The sequence below is a fragment of the Stenotrophomonas sp. LM091 genome, from assembly GCF_001806305.1.
GTDB lineage: Bacteria > Pseudomonadota > Gammaproteobacteria > Xanthomonadales > Xanthomonadaceae > Stenotrophomonas > Stenotrophomonas bentonitica_A.
This window is the reverse complement of sequence record NZ_CP017483.1, coordinates 3,703,923-3,719,293: the sequence shown is the minus strand read 5'-3', so window position 1 is coordinate 3,719,293 and position 15,371 is coordinate 3,703,923. Positions and strand designations below refer to the sequence as shown.

Genomic DNA, 15,371 nt, shown 5'->3' with positions numbered 1-15,371 from the left:
CGATCAGCGCTTCAGCGACACGAACGCGTCACGACCAGCGTAACGCGCGCCGGCACCGAGGGCTTCCTCGATCCGCAGCAGCTGGTTGTACTTGGCCACGCGATCGCTGCGGCACAGCGAGCCGGTCTTGATCTGGGTGGCGGTGGTGGCCACGGCGATGTCGGCGATGGTGGTGTCTTCGGTTTCGCCCGAACGGTGCGAGACGATCGAGGCGTAGTTGGCCGCGTGCGCCATGGCGATCGCTTCCAGGGTCTCGGTCAGGGTGCCGATCTGGTTGACCTTGATCAGGATCGCGTTGGCGGTGCCGGACTCGATGCCTTCCTTGAAGATCTTCGGGTTGGTGACGAACAGATCGTCACCGACCAGCTGTACCTTGTTGCCGATGCGGTCGGTCAGCAGCTTCCAGCCGGCCCAGTCGTTCTCGGCCAGGCCGTCTTCGATGGTGATGATCGGGTACTGCGCGGCCCAGTCGGCCAGGAAGTCGACGAACTGCTCGGAGGTCAGGCGCTTGTTCTCGCCCACCAGGTTGTACTTGCCGTTCTCGTAGAACTCGCTGGAGGCCACGTCCAGGCCCAGCAGCACGTCTTCACCGGCGGTGTAGCCGGCCTTGCCGATCGCTTCAAGGATGGTGTCCAGCGCTTCGACGTTGCTGCGGAAGTCCGGCGCGAAGCCGCCTTCATCGCCCACCGCCGTGCTCAGGCCATGGCCCTTGAGCACCGACTTGAGCGAATGGAAGATCTCGGTGCCGGCACGCAGCGACTCGGAGAACGAGGTGAAGCCGACCGGCAGCACCATGAACTCCTGGAAGTCGACGTTGTTGTCGGCATGTGCGCCGCCGTTGATGATGTTCATCATCGGGACCGGCAGGGTCACGTCGCGGCCATTGGCCAGGTGCTGCCACAGCGCCTGCTTCTTCGAGGTGGCCACGGCATGCGCATTGGCCAGCGAAACCCCCAGCAGCGCGTTCGCGCCCAGGCGGCCCTTGTTCTCGGTGCCGTCCAGATCGATCAGGCGGCGGTCCAGGCCTTCCTGGTCGGCGGCGTCGAAGCCCTTCAGTGCCGTGGCGATCGTGGTGTTGACGTTGGACACGGCGTTGCGCACGCCCTTGCCCAGGTAACGGGTCTTGTCGCCGTCACGCAGTTCCACGGCTTCCTTGGTGCCGGTCGAGGCGCCCGAGGGCACGGCGGCACGACCGAACGAGCCGTCCTCGAGGATGACTTCGGCTTCCAGCGTGGGGTTGCCACGGCTGTCGAGGATTTCACGGGCGTGGATGCTGCGGATCGTGGTCATAGCGGGCCGGTTACCAGTCAGAGAGGGGAGGCGCAGCCAATGCAGCGCCGAAAAAAACATGCCGCGTGATTATCCCTGCACACCCGTCACTTGCCAAATCGGCGTGGCCGACGGCAGCACCCCGGCCACGGTGGCCTGGCGCGAGACCAGCGATGGGATCAACAACACCAGCATCAACAGGGCCAGCAGGAGCAGTGCGCCACCGCCGCCAGCCGCCTGCCGGCGCAGCCGGAATGCGAGCACGCTGGCAGTGACACAGACCAGCGCGACGGTCCCGGTCAGCGACAGCGTCACCAGCAGCAGCGGGCGCACCGAGCGCAGCGCGTTGTCGCCATCGCCCGGCGAGCCGACGCTGGCGAATACCAGCAGCACCAGCACGAACACACCGCCCCAGGCGGTCATCGCCGCACCCAGCGCGATCCAGCCCCAGGCCCAACCGCGCCAGCCGCGGCGCACCGCGGGTGACGCCGGCACGTCGGCCATCATGCGAAGCGCGAGAACCCGTGCTTCTTGGTGACCGCGTCGAGTTCCATCAGGGTTTCAAGCAGTTCTTCCATGCGATCCAGCGGCCACGCGTTGGGGCCATCGGACAACGCCTTGGACGGATCCGGATGGGTCTCGGCGAACAGGCCCGAGACGCCCACAGCGACCGCCGCACGCGCCAGCACCGGCACGAACTCGCGCTGGCCACCGGAGCTGTTGCCCTGCCCGCCCGGCAGCTGTACCGAATGGGTGGCATCGAACACGACCGGGCAACCGGTATCGCGCATCACCGACAGCGAACGCATGTCGCTGACCAGGTTGTTGTAGCCGAAGCTGGCGCCGCGCTCGCAGACCATGATGTCCTGGTTGCCGGTGGCCTTGGCCTTCTCCACGACAGGCTTCATGTCCCACGGCGACAGGAACTGACCCTTCTTGATGTTGACCGGCTTGCCGGCCGCACACACCTTGGTGATGAAATCGGTCTGACGCACCAGGAACGCCGGCGTCTGCAGCACGTCCACCACCGAGGCCACTTCGTCCATCGGGGTGTATTCGTGCACGTCGGTCAGCACCGGCACGCCGATCTGCTTCTTCACCTCAGCCAGGACCTTCAGGCCCTCTTCCATGCCCGGGCCGCGGAAGGCGGTACCCGAGGTGCGGTTGGCTTTGTCGAAGCTCGACTTGAAGATGAAGTTGATGCCGAGGCGATCGGTGATTTCCTTCAACTTGCCAGCCACGTCCAGCTGCAGCTGCATCGACTCGATCACACACGGGCCGGCGATCAGGAACAGGGGCTGGTCCAGCCCGACGTCGAATCCACACAGTTTCATGGCGTTTCCTTGTTGTCCGGCGAACACTGGCCAGGCCAGCCGCCGTGGGTGATTAGCGCTCTGCAATGGGGGCACGCGGCCCCCACTGCAAGTGCGGCGTGCCGATCAGGCAGCTGCGTCCTGGGCCAGCTTGCCACCGGCCTTGCGCTCGCGCGCGGCACGGATGAAGCCGATGAACAGCGGGTGGCCGTCGCGCGGGGTCGACAGGAACTCCGGGTGCGCCTGGCAGGCCAGGAACCACGGGTGCTGGTCGCGCGGCAACTCGATGACTTCCACCAGGGTGTCATCCATCGATTTGCCCGCGATCACCAGGCCGGCATCTTCCAGCTGGGTGCGGTAACGGTTGTTGAACTCGTAACGGTGGCGGTGACGCTCGGCGACCACGTCCTTGCCGTACAGCTCGCGGGCCAGCGTGCCCGGCTTCAGGCGCTGCTCCTGCAGGCCCAGGCGCATGGTGCCGCCCAGGTCGCTCTTGTCGTCACGCTTCTCGACATCGCCGGTGGCGGTGCGCCATTCGGTGATCAGGCCGATCACCGGGTTCGGCGACTGGCGATCGTTCTCGGTGCTGTTGGCACCTTCCAGGCCGGCCACGTGGCGGGCGAAATCGACCACTGCGGCCTGCATGCCGTAGCAGATGCCGAAGTACGGCACCTGCTGCTCACGGGCGAACTGCGAGCTCAGCACCTTGCCTTCGAAACCACGGTCGCCGAAGCCGCCCGGCACCAGGATGCCGTCGACATCCTTCAGCGCGGCCAGGTCGCTGTCTTCCAGCTCCTGCGCTTCGAGCCACTTCAGGTTGACCTTGGTGCGCTGGCGCAGGCCGCCGTGCTTGAGCGCTTCGCCGACCGACTTGTAGGCGTCCTGGTGGTCGACGTACTTGCCGACCACCGCGATGGTGACCTCGTCCAGCGGGTGCAGGGTGGCGTCCACCGCCGCTTCCCACTCGTGCAGGTCAGCCGGGCCGGCCTTGTCGCCGAGCTTGAGCTGGTTGATGACGATGTCATCCAGGCCCTGCGCGTGCAGGCCCATCGGAATGCGGTACAGCACGTCCACGTCCGGCACGCTGATCACGGCGCGCTCGGAGACGTTGGTGAACTGGGCGATCTTCCGGCGCTCCGAATCCGGCACGACCTGCTCGGAACGGCACAGCAGCACGTCCGGCTGGATGCCGATCGAGCGCAGCTCCTTGACCGAGTGCTGGGTCGGCTTGGTCTTCAGCTCGCCGGCGGCGGCGATGTACGGCACCAGGGTCAGGTGCATGAACAGCGCCTTCTCCGGGCCGCGCTCGGTGCGCACCTGGCGGATCGCCTCCAGGAACGGCAGCGACTCGATGTCGCCCACCGTACCGCCGATCTCCACCAGCGCCACGTCGAAGCCTTCGGTGGCCTCGTCCATGCAGCGGCGGATCTCATCGGTGATGTGCGGAATGACCTGCACGGTGGCGCCCAGGTAGTCGCCGCGGCGCTCCTTGCGGATCACGTTCTCGTAGATGCGGCCGGTGGTGACCGAGTTCTTGCGGCTCAGGCGGGTGCGCACGAAGCGCTCGTAATGGCCCAGGTCAAGATCGGTCTCGGCGCCGTCATCGGTGACGTAGACCTCACCGTGCTGGAACGGGCTCATGGTGCCCGGGTCGACGTTGATGTACGGATCGAGCTTCATCATCGTCACCCGCAGGCCGCGGGCCTCGAGGATGGCGGCAAGCGACGCGGCGGCAATGCCTTTGCCGAGCGAGGACACTACGCCGCCGGTTACGAAGATCAAGGGAGTCATGGCTGGGGGTGTCCTGTCAGGAAGGGGGAAACGGCGCCGGCGCGCGGGGCGACGGACGACGTAAAGGGGGAAATCGGGACGATCCGGCTGGCGGCGGCATCTTCACGCGCCAGGAACGGGATCAGGGGGGATACGGTGCGGGAGTGGGTCAGCGACGTCGGGTCAGCCGTGCCGGCCGCTGTCTGGACCGTCACCTCCTGCCTACCCTGCTGGCGATCGCGCACGACCAGGCCAGTCCATTCGCTGATGGATGACACGCACTACTCCCGGAAAGCCATAGTTTACAGATTGACGGCCTCCAGCCCAAGGGGCGGATGCCGGTCTTCACATAAAAAACGCCCCGGCCAGGCCGGGGCGTCGGTAATCAGACAACAGGAATCAGCGCTTCTTCCGCGCTTCTTCCTCTTCCTCCTTCTGCGGGGCCTGCTCGCCCCTGGCCTTCATTTCGGCCGTGGCGGCCGCGCGGCGCTTGGCCTTGGCGTCCGCCTCGGCCTGCGCCCTGTCGGCCTGTTCGCCCTGCTGCGGCGTGGGCTGGCCCTGTCCGGCGTTCTGCGCCAGTGCCATGGGCACGGCCACCACGGCGGCGGCGATGGCAACGATGGTCAGCAACTTCTTCATGGGGTGCTCCTCGCGGTATGGCATGGAATGGGACGCCGGAGGCTCCGGTTTCCCATCCAGCACAGTCTATCGCGCCCCGGTCGGCCGCCCCCTGAACGTGTGGCGTGCAAAAAACCCGTCCAGACCGCAAACTTCGCCGTCGCATTGCGCTTTATGAAGACAGATGAACGCCCGCTATAACGCCGCCGATATTGAAGTCCTGTCCGGCCTGGACCCGGTCAAGCGCCGCCCCGGCATGTACACCGACACCGCGCGCCCGAACCATCTGGCGCAGGAAGTCATCGACAATGCCGTCGACGAAGCCCTGGCCGGGCATGCCCACACGGTCGAAGTCACGCTGTTCAAGGACGGCAGCTGCGAGGTCAGCGATGACGGCCGCGGCATGCCCGTGGACATCCACCCCGAGGAGAAGATCCCCGGCGTCGAACTGATCCTGACCCGCCTGCACGCGGGCGGCAAGTTCAACAACAAGAACTACACCTTCTCCGGCGGCCTGCATGGCGTTGGCGTGAGCGTGGTCAACGCGTTGTCCACCCTGGTCGAAGTGCATATCAAGCGCGACGGCAGCGAACACCGCATCACCTTCCGCAACGGCGACCGCGCCACCCCGCTGGAAGTGGTCGGCAGCGTCGGCAAGAAGAACACCGGTACCCGCGTGCGCTTCTGGGCCGACCCGAAGTACTTCGACACGCCCAAGTACAACCTGCGCGCGCTGCGCCACCTGCTGCGTGCCAAGGCCGTGCTGTGCCCGGGCCTGACCGTGAAGCTCCACGACGAAGCCACTGGCGAGCAGGACACCTGGTACTACGAAGACGGCCTGAGCGATTACCTCAAGGCCGAGCTCGGCGAGCGCGAGATGCTGCCGGCCGACCTGTTCGTGGGCCACCTGAAGAAAGAAAACGAGGTGGTGGACTGGGCCCTGGCCTGGATCCCCGAAGGCGAGCTGGTCCAGGAAAGCTACGTCAACCTGATCCCGACCGCCCAGCACGGCACCCACGCCAACGGCCTGCGCACCGGCCTGACCGAGGCGCTGCGCGAGTTCTGCGACTTCCGCAACCTGCTGCCGCGTGGCGTCAAGCTGGCCCCGGAAGACGTCTGGGACCGCGTGTCGTTCGTGCTGTCGCTGAAGATGACCGACCCGCAGTTCAGCGGCCAGACCAAGGAACGCCTGTCCTCGCGCCAGGCCGCCGGCTTCGTTGAAGGCGCCGCGCACGATGCCTTCAGCCTGCTGCTGAACCAGAACGTCGCATTGGGCGAGCAGATCGCCCAGCTGGCCATCGAGCGCGCCAGTGCGCGCCTGAAGACCGAAAAGCTGGTGACCCGCAAGAAGGTCACCCAGGGGCCTGCCCTGCCCGGCAAGCTGGCCGACTGCATCAGCCAGGACCTGTCGCGCACCGAGCTGTTCCTGGTCGAAGGCGACTCCGCCGGCGGCAGCGCCAAGCAGGCGCGTGACAAGGACTTCCAGGCGATCCTGCCGCTGCGCGGCAAGATCCTCAACACCTGGGAAGTATCCTCGGGCAGCGTGCTGGCCTCCGAGGAAGTGCACAACCTGGCCATCGCGATCGGCTGCGACCCGGGCAAGGAAGACATCGCCGGGCTGCGCTACGGCAAGGTCGTCATCCTGGCCGACGCCGACTCGGACGGCCTGCACATCGCGACCCTGCTGACCGCGTTGTTCCTCAAGCACTTCCCGGCACTGGTCGATGCCGGCCACGTGTTCGTGGCGATGCCGCCGCTGTTCCGTGTCGACGTGGGCAAGCAGGTGTTCTACGCCCTGGACGAGGAAGAGAAGCGCACGATGCTGGACAAGATCGAACGCGAGAAGATCAAGGGCCAGGTCAGCGTGACCCGTTTCAAGGGCCTGGGTGAAATGAACCCGCAGCAGCTGCGCGAGTCCACCATCCATCCCGATACCCGTCGCCTGGTGCAGCTGACCATCGATGATGGCGAGCAGACCCATTCGCTGATGGACATGCTGCTGGCCAAGAAGCGCGCCAGCGACCGCAAGGGCTGGCTGGAAAAGAAGGGCGACCTGGCTTCGCTGGAGGTCTGATCCGCCTCGTGTGGTACTGAAAGAACCCGCCTTCCGGCGGGTTTTTTCTTGCCTGTGCCACCAGGCATGGATGCATGCAGCGGGAAGGATTACCGTGGCGTCACCGCCTTGGCAGGAACCCGCATGCCGTTCGACCCGACCCTGATGCTGGAAACCACGCGCCTGGTGCTGACACCGATCCGCGCCACGGACGCGCAGGCCTTGTTCTCGATCCAGTCCGACCGTGCGGGCATGCGCTACTGGAACCATCCGGCGTGGACCGACCTCAAGCAGGCCTACGTACAGATCCTCGACGATCTCGCCGCGCTGGAGGCAGGCACGCAACTGAAACTGGCGATCCGTGAGCACGTGGACGGACCGCTGCTGGGCATCGTGGTCGTGTTCGCGATCGACGAGACGTCCAGGCGCGCGGAGATCGGGTATCACCTGGCGCCGTCGGCACAGGGCAAGGGCTACATGCACGAGGCGCTGTCACGGTTCACGGCCTACCTGCTTGATGAACTGCGCATGCGTCGGCTGGAAGCGGAGATCGATCCGCGCAACGTCCCTTCGGCGAAGGTGCTGGAGCGGATCGGGTTCCAACGCGAAGGATTGCTGCGGGAGCGCTGGCGGGTTGCCGGCGAGGTCTCCGATTCAGCCGTCTACGGCCTGCTGGCACGCCAGTGGCAGGATCGGGCCGACCCGGCGCCGCGTTAGAACGGGCGCGGCGCCATCCTGCGTGTACCGGCCTCGCCCCGCCCCGTCCGGCACGCTCCCTTCCACGAAAAAGCCCGCCTTGCGGCGGGCTTTTCGATGTTCAACCGTGCGGACCGGTCAGGCCCAGCCGAACAGTTCGAACAGGCGCAGGATCAGGTACGCACAACCGCCGGCGGCCGGGATCGTCAGGATCCACGCCCACACGATGCGCTCGATCACGCCGAAGCGCAGCGAACGCGGGTTCTTGGCGAAGCCCACGCCCATGATCGCGGTGGAGATGCTGTGGGTGGTCGAGACCGGCATACCGAAGTGCGCGGCCAGGGTCAGGATGGTGGCCGAGCTGGTTTCCGCGGCGAAGCCGTGGATCGGGTGCAGCTTGACCATCTTGTGGCCCAGGGTCTTGATGATCTTCCAGCCGCCCGAGGCGGTACCGGCGGCCATCACCACGGCGCAGGTCAGCACGATCCACATGGCGATGCCGTCGCCGGCGCTCGCGTCCGGGTGCATGAAGGCCAGCCAGGACGGCAGGTCGTTCAGGGCACCGGTGGCTTCGGCACCGATCAGCGTCATGGCGATGATGCCCATGGTCTTCTGCGCATCGTTGTGGCCGTGGGCGAAGCCCATGTAGGCCGCCGAGGCGATCTGGGCCTTGCCGAAGAACGCATTGACGATGCGCGGGCGCGCCAGCCGGCCGATGAACCCGCCGACCTTGGCCATGCCCGCGATGATCGCCCACAGCAGCAGCATCACCGCGATGCCGAGCAGGAAGCCGGCGATCGGCGAGGTGATCATCGGCAGGAACACCTTCCACAGCAGGCCCTTGTTCTGGGCCCAGGTGCCGATGCGCTCGGACCAGATCAGCGCGTCCCAGTTGTTATGGGCCGCGGCCAGGCCGGCGCCGCACAGGCCGCCGATCAGGGCGTGCGAGGACGAGGACGGCAGTCCCTTCCACCACGTGATCAGGTTCCAGATGATGCCGCCCAGCAGCGCGCACAGGATCACCTGCGGGGTCACATCGACCACGTTGGTGTTGAGCAGGCCCGAGGCGATGGTCAGCGCGACGGCGGTGCCCGTCAGCGCGCCGATCAAGTTCATGAACGCGGCGAGCATCACCGCCCAGCCGGGCGAGAGCACTTTGGTCGCCACCACGGTGGCGATGGAGTTGGCGGTATCGTGGAAGCCGTTGATGAACTCGAAAACGAGCGCGGCCAGGATCACCACCAGGACAAGGGTCAGCATGCTGTGGCGTCCGTCAGCTGTTCTTCAAGACGATCTGGTAGGCGACCACGCCGGCCTCGCGGCAACGATCGATGGCCTTCTCCAGGATCTCGAAGAACTCCTTGAGCAGGAACATCTGCAGGCTGTCCAGGCGGCCGGAATAGATGTCGCGGTACAGCTCGAGCATCAGGCGGTCGGCTTCGTTCTCCAGCGAGCGCAGCTTCTCGTTGAGCGCGGTCATCCGGTCCAGGTTCATGTGGCGCAGGTCGCCCACCATCTCCACCACCACGCTGGCGGCCTGCTCCAGCATCGCCGCGCGGGGCGCGAAATCGATGTGTTCCAGGTGCTGGGTGGCCAGCGAATAGCGATCGGCGAACTTCTCGATCTGCTTGGGAATCTTGTACAGCGCCGAGCCCAGCGCTTCGATGTCTTCGCGCTCGATCGGGGTCATGAAGCTGTCGACCAGCGCCTGGCTGATCTTGTCCGAGGCGGCGCGCTCGCGCAGGCGGGCCAGCTTGAAGGCGTCCAGCGCCGGCTGGCGGTCCGCTTCGCGCAGCATCGCGTGCAGCGCCTTGGCGCTGTCCTGGGCGGCCTGGGCAGCCTCGTCCAGCAGGGTGTAGAACTGTTTGCCGGAGCCAAAAATGGTCTGCAGAGAGAACATTGAGAAACCTATTCGCCGTCGAGGAAGGACGGCACCGGGCGGAATTATGACGGTTTGATGTCCAATCCGGGTACTCCCTGTCATCTTCACGCTCCCACGGCCCTGCCTGAACGACCCTGATTGCATCCCTGCCCCGGCCTTTTGTTAAGATGCGCGGGCACCTTCGGGTGCACTCTATGGACGACGACCCTTACCCCCGCCGCACCGCCGCGCTTACGCGCCCTCCGGTAGCCGACATCGCTTGAACACGCCCTCCCTGCCACCAACCGGGGATGAAGCCCGTGTTTGAACTGCTTATCGTCCTTGCCCTGATCCTGCTCAACGGCTTCTTCGCCATGTCCGAAATGTCGGTCATGACTTCGCGCAAGAGCCGCCTCAAGCAGATGGCCGCCACCAGCAAACGCGCCGAGCGCGCGCTTGAACTGTCTGAAAAGCCCGAGAGCTTCCTGTCCACGGTCCAGATCGGCATCACCCTGATCGGCATCCTGACCGGTGTGTTCGGCGGTGAGGCGATCGGCCTGGCCATCGCCGAGTGGCTGCACGGCATCGTCCCGGCCTTCGCCTACTCCAGTGAAGTGGGCAAGGCGCTGGCGGTTGCCCTGATCACCTTCCTGACGCTGATCTTCGGTGAACTGGTCCCCAAACGACTGGCCATCACCCGTTCGGAAGACATCGCCGGGCTGGTCGCCTGGCCGATGGGCTGGCTGTCCCGGATCGCTTTCCCGTTCGTGTGGCTGCTCTCGCACAGCACCCGGCTGGTGCTGCGCGTGCTCGGCCTGGGCAAGGATGAGGCCGCCTCGGTCACCGAAGAAGAGATCCGCATGCTGGTGGCCGAGAGCCACGAAGCCGGCGTGATCGACGCCCACGAGCGCGACATGATGAACCGCGTCATGCGCCTGGGCGACCGCACCGCCGACAGCCTGATGACCCCGCGCAACCGGATCGCCTGGCTGGATACGCAGGCCGCGCCGGAGAAGAACATCGCCACCATGCGCGAGAACGAGTTCTCCCGTTACCCGGTGTTCCGCGACAACGACCAGGACATCGTCGGGGTGCTGGAAGTCAAAAGCCTGGTGACGCGCCTGGTGCGCGATGACCATTCGCTGTTCCAGAACCTGCGCGAGCCGCTGTACGTCTCCGAGTCCACCCACGCGATGAAGCTGCTGGAGATCTTCCGCGAGGAGCAGCAGTCGATGGCACTGGTGGTGGACGAGTACGGCGAGATCCAGGGCCTGGTCACCATCAGCGACCTGATGGGCGCGGTGGTCGGCCGCCTGCAGTCGGTGGAGAACGTGGACGAGGACGCACTGGTCGTGACCCGTGAGGACGGCTCGTTCCTGGTCGATGGCTCGCTGTCGATCGAGGACCTGCGCGAACTGATGGGCAACGCTGAGCTGCCCGATGCCGACGATGGCGATTACTACACGCTGGCCGGCATGTGCATCCATTATTTCGGCCGCATCCCGCATGCGGGCGAGTACTTCGATTGGGCCGGCTGGCGCATCGAGATCGTCGATCTCGACGGTGCACGTGTCGACAAGCTGCTGCTGCGCACCCTGAGCGAAGACGAAACCGATGACATCACCGGCTGAGCCGACGCCGCCGGATCCGACGCGGCCGCAGTACCGCAACGAGGGTATCCGTACCCTCCTGGCGATGTTCGACCACGGTGACCCGGAGGAACGGCTGCTGCTGGGCCAGATCCTGCAGGATCTGCAGCAGAGCGCGTTCGGTGTGTTCCTGTTCGTGGCGATCCTGCCGGCCTTCATTCCGATTCCCGGGATCGGCGGCGCGGTCAGTGGGCCGCTGGTGGTCCTGATCGGTGCGCAGATGCTGTGCGGCATGCGCCGGCCGTGGCTGCCGGGCTTCATCCGCAACCGTGGGCCCAAGCGCGGCACCATGCATCGCTTCCTGGAGCGCATCGACGGCCCACTGCGGCGCTTGGACCGCCTGCTAAAACCGCGGATGGCCGGACTGCTGGTGCCGCTGCCCGCCCATGCATTCAGCGGCCTGCTGCTGATCCTGATCGGCGTGCTGTTGTCGCTGCCGATCCCGCTCACCAACTATCTGTTCGGCTTCCAGTTGCTGCTGTTCGCGCTGGCGCTGCTGGAACGCGACGGCGTGCTGATGCTGGTCAACTGGGTCGGGGCGGTGGCTGCCGTGCTGTTCTTCGGCTTCAGTTCGGGCCACCTGGTGGGCTACACGGTGGACCTGTTCCAACGCTGGTTCGGCTGAGGCCGCCCCCCTTCACGCGACGCGCCATGAAAAAAGCCGACCCCGCGGCCGGCTTCAGCACCACAATGGCCGGCGCAGGGCCGGCCCTGTGAGCCCGGTTACGCGCCGGGCTTGAGATCCACCGTGCCGGTGTCGGACATCGCGCCCGGGTCATCGGTCACGGCCGACAGCACGAAATACAGGGCCTTGCCGAGCAGGCCACCCGGGCCATCCCAGTATTCGGCCGATTCGGCGCTGACGTGGACCAGGCGCAGGTTCGGGTCGTCCTTGCCGCCCGGGAAGAAGATCTTCATCGCCGGCGACCAGAGTTCGTCGATCTTGGCCCGATCGTTCACGACACGGGCGATGCCCGAGACCGAGACATAGGTATTGCCCGAGGGTGAGGCGTAGGCCACGTTGACGCGCGGGTTGGCGGTGATTTCCGCGATCTTCGGGCTGTCGGCGCCGGTGGCGAACCACAGGTCGCCATCGAACTCGACTTCCTGCGTGCCCAGCGGACGACTGAACAAGCGTCCGTCCGCACCGACCGTGGTGAACATCGCGATATCGACGCCGCGGATCAGTTCGGCCAGTTGTTTGATGTGCTGCTGACGATCGTGTTCGGCCATGGGGTGGCTCCTGCAAGGGGAGCCACCATCACAGCCGATCGGCGGCTACGGCGACGTGAACCGCGCGGTCACACCTTCTTCGCATGCGCCGTGTGGATTACGCCTGCAGTGCGCGCCATGCCTGCATCGCCAGGCCGAACGAGCGCTTGCGCGCGGCATGGTCGTAGATGTTGGCGGTGACCAGCACTTCGTCAGGCTTGTGCCGCGCCACGAACGCGGCCAGCCCTTCCTGCACCTGCTTCACGTCACCGACCACTGCGCAGGCCAGCGCGTTCTGCACGCCGGCCTTTTCGTGCGGCTGCCAGAACGCTTCGATGTCGTCGATCGGCGGCGGAATCAGGCCCGGCAGGCCACGGCGCAGATTGACGAAACTCTGCTGCTGGGTAGTGAACAGCCGCTTGGCGTCAGCTTCCGAATCGCTGGCCACCACGTTCAGGCCCAGCACCGCATACGGCGCCTGCAGATACTGCGAGGCACGGAATTCGCGGCGGTAGACCGCCAAGGCTTCATCCATCGCGTCGGGGGCGAAGTGCGAGGCGAAGGCGAACGGCAGGCCCATCGCCGCCGACAGGCGCGCACTGAACAGGCTCGAGCCCAGCAGCCACACCGGCACCGGAATGCCGGCGCCGGGCACGGCGCGCACGGCCTGGCTCTTCTGGGCCGGTTCGAAGTAATGCAGCAGCTCGCGCACGTCCTGCGGGAACTGGTCGGCGCTGTCGAAGTAGCGGCGCAGTGCGCGGGCGGTCGGCTGGTCGGTGCCCGGCGCGCGGCCCAGGCCCAGATCGATGCGGTCCGGGTACAGCGAAGCCAGCGTGCCGAACTGCTCGGCCACCTGCAGCGGCGAGTGGTTGGGCAGCATGATGCCGCCGGCACCGACACGGATGCGCTTGGTGCCCCCGGCCACATGGCCGATCAGCACGGCAGTGGCGGCGCTGGCGATGCCGGGCATGTTGTGGTGCTCGGCCAGCCAATAGCGGTGGAAACCCCAGCCTTCGGCGTGCTGGGCCAGGTCCAGCATGTTGGCGAAGGCCTGCGTGGTGTCGCTGCCTTCGCAGACCGGCGCCAGATCAAGAATCGACAGCTGCATCATGAATGCTCGTTCCAACCAGGAGATATCTCACTGAGATGGGGCTGTCCGCGCGGTTTGCCACCACCCACAAGGCACGGGTGGCAAGACGCTGATTTCCGTCTCGCGACGATTCAGGACAATCAACGCCGTGAAGGCGGCTCAGGCGGCGTCGGCGTCCTGGTCCACGAGCGGCTGCAGGGCCGCGTCCAGCGCCACGCGCTCGTCGAAGACGAAGCAGCGGCCGTCATAGCCCTCGCCGCCCACGGCCTCGAAATAGCCCAGGATGCCGCCGTCCAGCTGAAGCACGTTGTCCATGCCGTCATTGCGCATCCACAGGGCCGCCTTCTCGCAGCGGATGCCGCCGGTGCAGAAGCTGACCACGGTGCTGTCCTTGAGCGCCTCACGGTGCGGGGCCAGCGCATCGGGCAGATCGGTGAACTTGGTGATCGGCAGCACCAGCGCGTCCTGGAAGGTGCCGTACTCGATCTCCTGGGTGTTGCGGGTGTCCAGCATCACCACCGGCTTGCCGGCGTCGTCATGCCCCTGGCGCAGCCAGCGCTGCACCGTGGCCGGGTCGATCGACGGGGCGCGCGGGTAGGCCAGCGGCTGGCCGTCGTCGATGCGGAAGCTGATGATCTCCGGCTTGACCTTGGCCTTGAGCCGGGCAAAGGGCTGCATGTGGCTGTAGCTGGTCTTTACCCGCAGCCCGGCAAACCGGGCATCGGCCCGCAGGGCGGTGTAGAAGCCATCGATTGCCTGCTCTGCCCCGGCCAGGAACAGGTTGATGCCCTCGCCCGCTACCAGGATCGTGCCGCGCAGCTGCGCGGCGGTGGCCCGCTCCAGCAGGGTCGCGCACAGCGCGTCCGGGTCGGCGACGGGGGTGAAGTGGTAGGCGGCGGTATTGGCGATCATCCCGTTATTTTAGCCGCTGGGCGGCCGCGACGCCTGAGCCGCGCCGGAATCAGCCGCGCAGCAGCACGAACGGCAGCAGCACCAGGGCGGCGGCGACGGCCATCCCGACCAGCACCGTGACCACGAACACCGGGCGGCGCCGGATCAGGCTGCCGAAGGTCTCGGCCGTGCCCTCGCGCAGCGCGGCCTCACGCTCGCCGCGCACGCGCTCACCGCGCGCCTGCTGGTAGTCGGCCATCAAGGCCTTGGCCCGCGGGTGATCCTCGTTGTCGCGCACCCAGATGCCGCCGAAGGAGATGCCCCACGGGCTGGGCTCGGTGCGGTAATGGGCAATGCCCGCCTTGTCCAGCAGGGCGGTGACATCCTGGATTTCATCGTCCGCGACATTGCGCAGGTTGAGCAGCAGTTTCGACATGCGCCCATGATAGCGCCCGGCGATGCGCTACCCTTGCGTCCCCGTTTTTTGGATCCGGAGCCCGCCCATGCGCCGTCTGCCGCGTTACCTGCTCGCCCCCCTGATGCTGTCGCTGCTGGCCGCCTGCACCCCGCCCGGCCCGCCGCCCGGTGGCAGCATCGCGCAGTTCGAGAAGATCGACACCCAGCCGGGCACCGGCGCCGAGGCCACGCCGGGCAGCAAGGTCACGGTGCACTACACCGGGTGGATCTACGACGAGCGCACCGCCGACAAGCACGGTGACAAGTTCGACAGCTCGGTGGACCGTGGCGAGCCCTTCAGCTTCGACCTGGGCCAGGGCCAGGTCATCAAGGGCTGGGACGAAGGCTTCGCCGGCATGAAGGTGGGCGGCAAGCGCACGCTGATGATTCCGGCCGAGTACGGCTATGGCGCCCGTCGCGCCGGCCCGATCGCGCCGAACTCCTCGCTGGTGTTCGATGTCGAGCTGCTCGACGTCAAGCCGCGTTGATCCTG

The 15,371-nt window shown here is 66.4% G+C and carries 17 protein-coding genes; 5 read left to right on the top strand and 12 right to left on the bottom strand.

Features of this window, described 5'->3' with window-relative positions; genetic code table 11:
- Nucleotides 1-3: 3 nt before the first annotated feature.
- The 6 genes from eno to BIZ42_RS16525 all read right to left on the bottom strand — a co-directional run bounded on the left by eno (nt 4) and on the right by BIZ42_RS16525 (nt 4,991).
- Nucleotides 4-1,290, bottom strand: coding sequence for a phosphopyruvate hydratase (gene eno, locus BIZ42_RS16550; RefSeq protein ID WP_070427085.1), 1,287 nt, complete (start codon nt 1,288-1,290; stop codon nt 4-6).
- 69 nt (nt 1,291-1,359) lie between these two features.
- On the bottom strand, nt 1,360-1,776 hold the full coding sequence (locus BIZ42_RS16545) for a hypothetical protein (RefSeq protein WP_026069801.1): 417 nt from the start codon (nt 1,774-1,776) through the stop codon (nt 1,360-1,362).
- Entirely contained in the window at nt 1,773-2,603 is an 831-nt protein-coding gene (gene kdsA, locus BIZ42_RS16540) for a 3-deoxy-8-phosphooctulonate synthase (RefSeq protein ID WP_019183338.1), read from the bottom strand. Before kdsA ends, BIZ42_RS16545 begins: the two co-directional genes overlap by 4 nt.
- A gap of 105 nt (nt 2,604-2,708) precedes the next feature.
- Complete coding sequence (locus BIZ42_RS16535) at nt 2,709-4,373, bottom strand: CTP synthase (protein ID WP_070427084.1); 1,665 nt, start codon at nt 4,371-4,373, stop codon at nt 2,709-2,711.
- Nucleotides 4,370-4,630, bottom strand: a complete 261-nt coding sequence (locus tag BIZ42_RS16530; RefSeq protein WP_156785768.1) for a hypothetical protein — start codon at nt 4,628-4,630, stop codon at nt 4,370-4,372. The genes BIZ42_RS16535 and BIZ42_RS16530 overlap by 4 nt, the downstream gene beginning before the upstream one ends.
- Nucleotides 4,631-4,751: 121 nt before the next feature.
- Nucleotides 4,752-4,991 carry a hypothetical protein gene (locus BIZ42_RS16525; RefSeq protein ID WP_070427082.1) on the bottom strand — a complete coding sequence of 80 codons (240 nt, stop codon included), beginning with the start codon at nt 4,989-4,991 and terminating at the stop codon, nt 4,752-4,754.
- A 163-nt stretch (nt 4,992-5,154) separates the two neighbouring features.
- Between BIZ42_RS16525 and parE the strand changes: the two genes are divergently transcribed.
- Both parE and BIZ42_RS16515 read left to right on the top strand, forming a co-directional pair.
- Nucleotides 5,155-7,044 carry a DNA topoisomerase IV subunit B gene (gene parE / locus BIZ42_RS16520; RefSeq protein WP_046273688.1) on the top strand — a complete coding sequence of 630 codons (1,890 nt, stop codon included), beginning with the start codon at nt 5,155-5,157 and terminating at the stop codon, nt 7,042-7,044.
- Nucleotides 7,045-7,167: 123 nt separating this feature from the next.
- Complete coding sequence (locus BIZ42_RS16515) at nt 7,168-7,740, top strand: GNAT family protein (protein ID WP_237393524.1); 573 nt, start codon at nt 7,168-7,170, stop codon at nt 7,738-7,740.
- Between the two features lie 117 nt (nt 7,741-7,857).
- Here the strand turns inward: BIZ42_RS16515 and BIZ42_RS16510 are convergent, their stop codons facing one another.
- A complete protein-coding gene (locus tag BIZ42_RS16510; RefSeq protein ID WP_019183344.1) occupies nt 7,858-8,979 on the bottom strand; it encodes an inorganic phosphate transporter in 1,122 nt (373 codons plus the stop codon).
- 13 nt (nt 8,980-8,992) lie between these two features.
- A complete protein-coding gene (locus BIZ42_RS16505; protein WP_019183345.1) occupies nt 8,993-9,619 on the bottom strand; it encodes a DUF47 family protein in 627 nt (208 codons plus the stop codon).
- A 281-nt stretch (nt 9,620-9,900) separates the two neighbouring features.
- On the opposite strand from BIZ42_RS16505, the gene BIZ42_RS16500 reads away from it, so the two are divergent.
- The gene (locus BIZ42_RS16500; protein ID WP_026069803.1) at nt 9,901-11,211 is read left to right on the top strand and encodes a hemolysin family protein; all 1,311 of its coding nucleotides are present in this window, start codon (nt 9,901-9,903) and stop codon (nt 11,209-11,211) included.
- A complete protein-coding gene (locus BIZ42_RS16495) occupies nt 11,195-11,854 on the top strand; it encodes an exopolysaccharide biosynthesis protein (RefSeq protein WP_019183347.1) in 660 nt (219 codons plus the stop codon). The genes BIZ42_RS16500 and BIZ42_RS16495 overlap by 17 nt, the downstream gene beginning before the upstream one ends.
- Nucleotides 11,855-11,952: 98 nt before the next feature.
- Here BIZ42_RS16495 and BIZ42_RS16490 read toward each other — a convergent pair whose 3' ends face one another.
- The 4 genes from BIZ42_RS16490 to BIZ42_RS16475 form a co-directional block, all read right to left on the bottom strand.
- Nucleotides 11,953-12,462, bottom strand: a complete 510-nt coding sequence (locus BIZ42_RS16490; protein ID WP_070427081.1) for a pyridoxamine 5'-phosphate oxidase family protein — start codon at nt 12,460-12,462, stop codon at nt 11,953-11,955.
- Nucleotides 12,463-12,559: 97 nt separating this feature from the next.
- The gene (locus tag BIZ42_RS16485) at nt 12,560-13,552 is read right to left on the bottom strand and encodes an LLM class flavin-dependent oxidoreductase (RefSeq protein WP_070427080.1); all 993 of its coding nucleotides are present in this window, start codon (nt 13,550-13,552) and stop codon (nt 12,560-12,562) included.
- Nucleotides 13,553-13,690: 138 nt separating this feature from the next.
- Entirely contained in the window at nt 13,691-14,443 is a 753-nt protein-coding gene (locus tag BIZ42_RS16480) for a sulfurtransferase (protein ID WP_046273691.1), read from the bottom strand.
- 49 nt (nt 14,444-14,492) lie between these two features.
- On the bottom strand, nt 14,493-14,858 hold the full coding sequence (locus tag BIZ42_RS16475) for a DUF6164 family protein (protein WP_019183351.1): 366 nt from the start codon (nt 14,856-14,858) through the stop codon (nt 14,493-14,495).
- A gap of 67 nt (nt 14,859-14,925) precedes the next feature.
- On the opposite strand from BIZ42_RS16475, the gene BIZ42_RS16470 reads away from it, so the two are divergent.
- On the top strand, nt 14,926-15,366 hold the full coding sequence (locus tag BIZ42_RS16470; RefSeq protein WP_019183352.1) for an FKBP-type peptidyl-prolyl cis-trans isomerase: 441 nt from the start codon (nt 14,926-14,928) through the stop codon (nt 15,364-15,366).
- Nucleotides 15,367-15,371 lie beyond the last annotated feature (5 nt).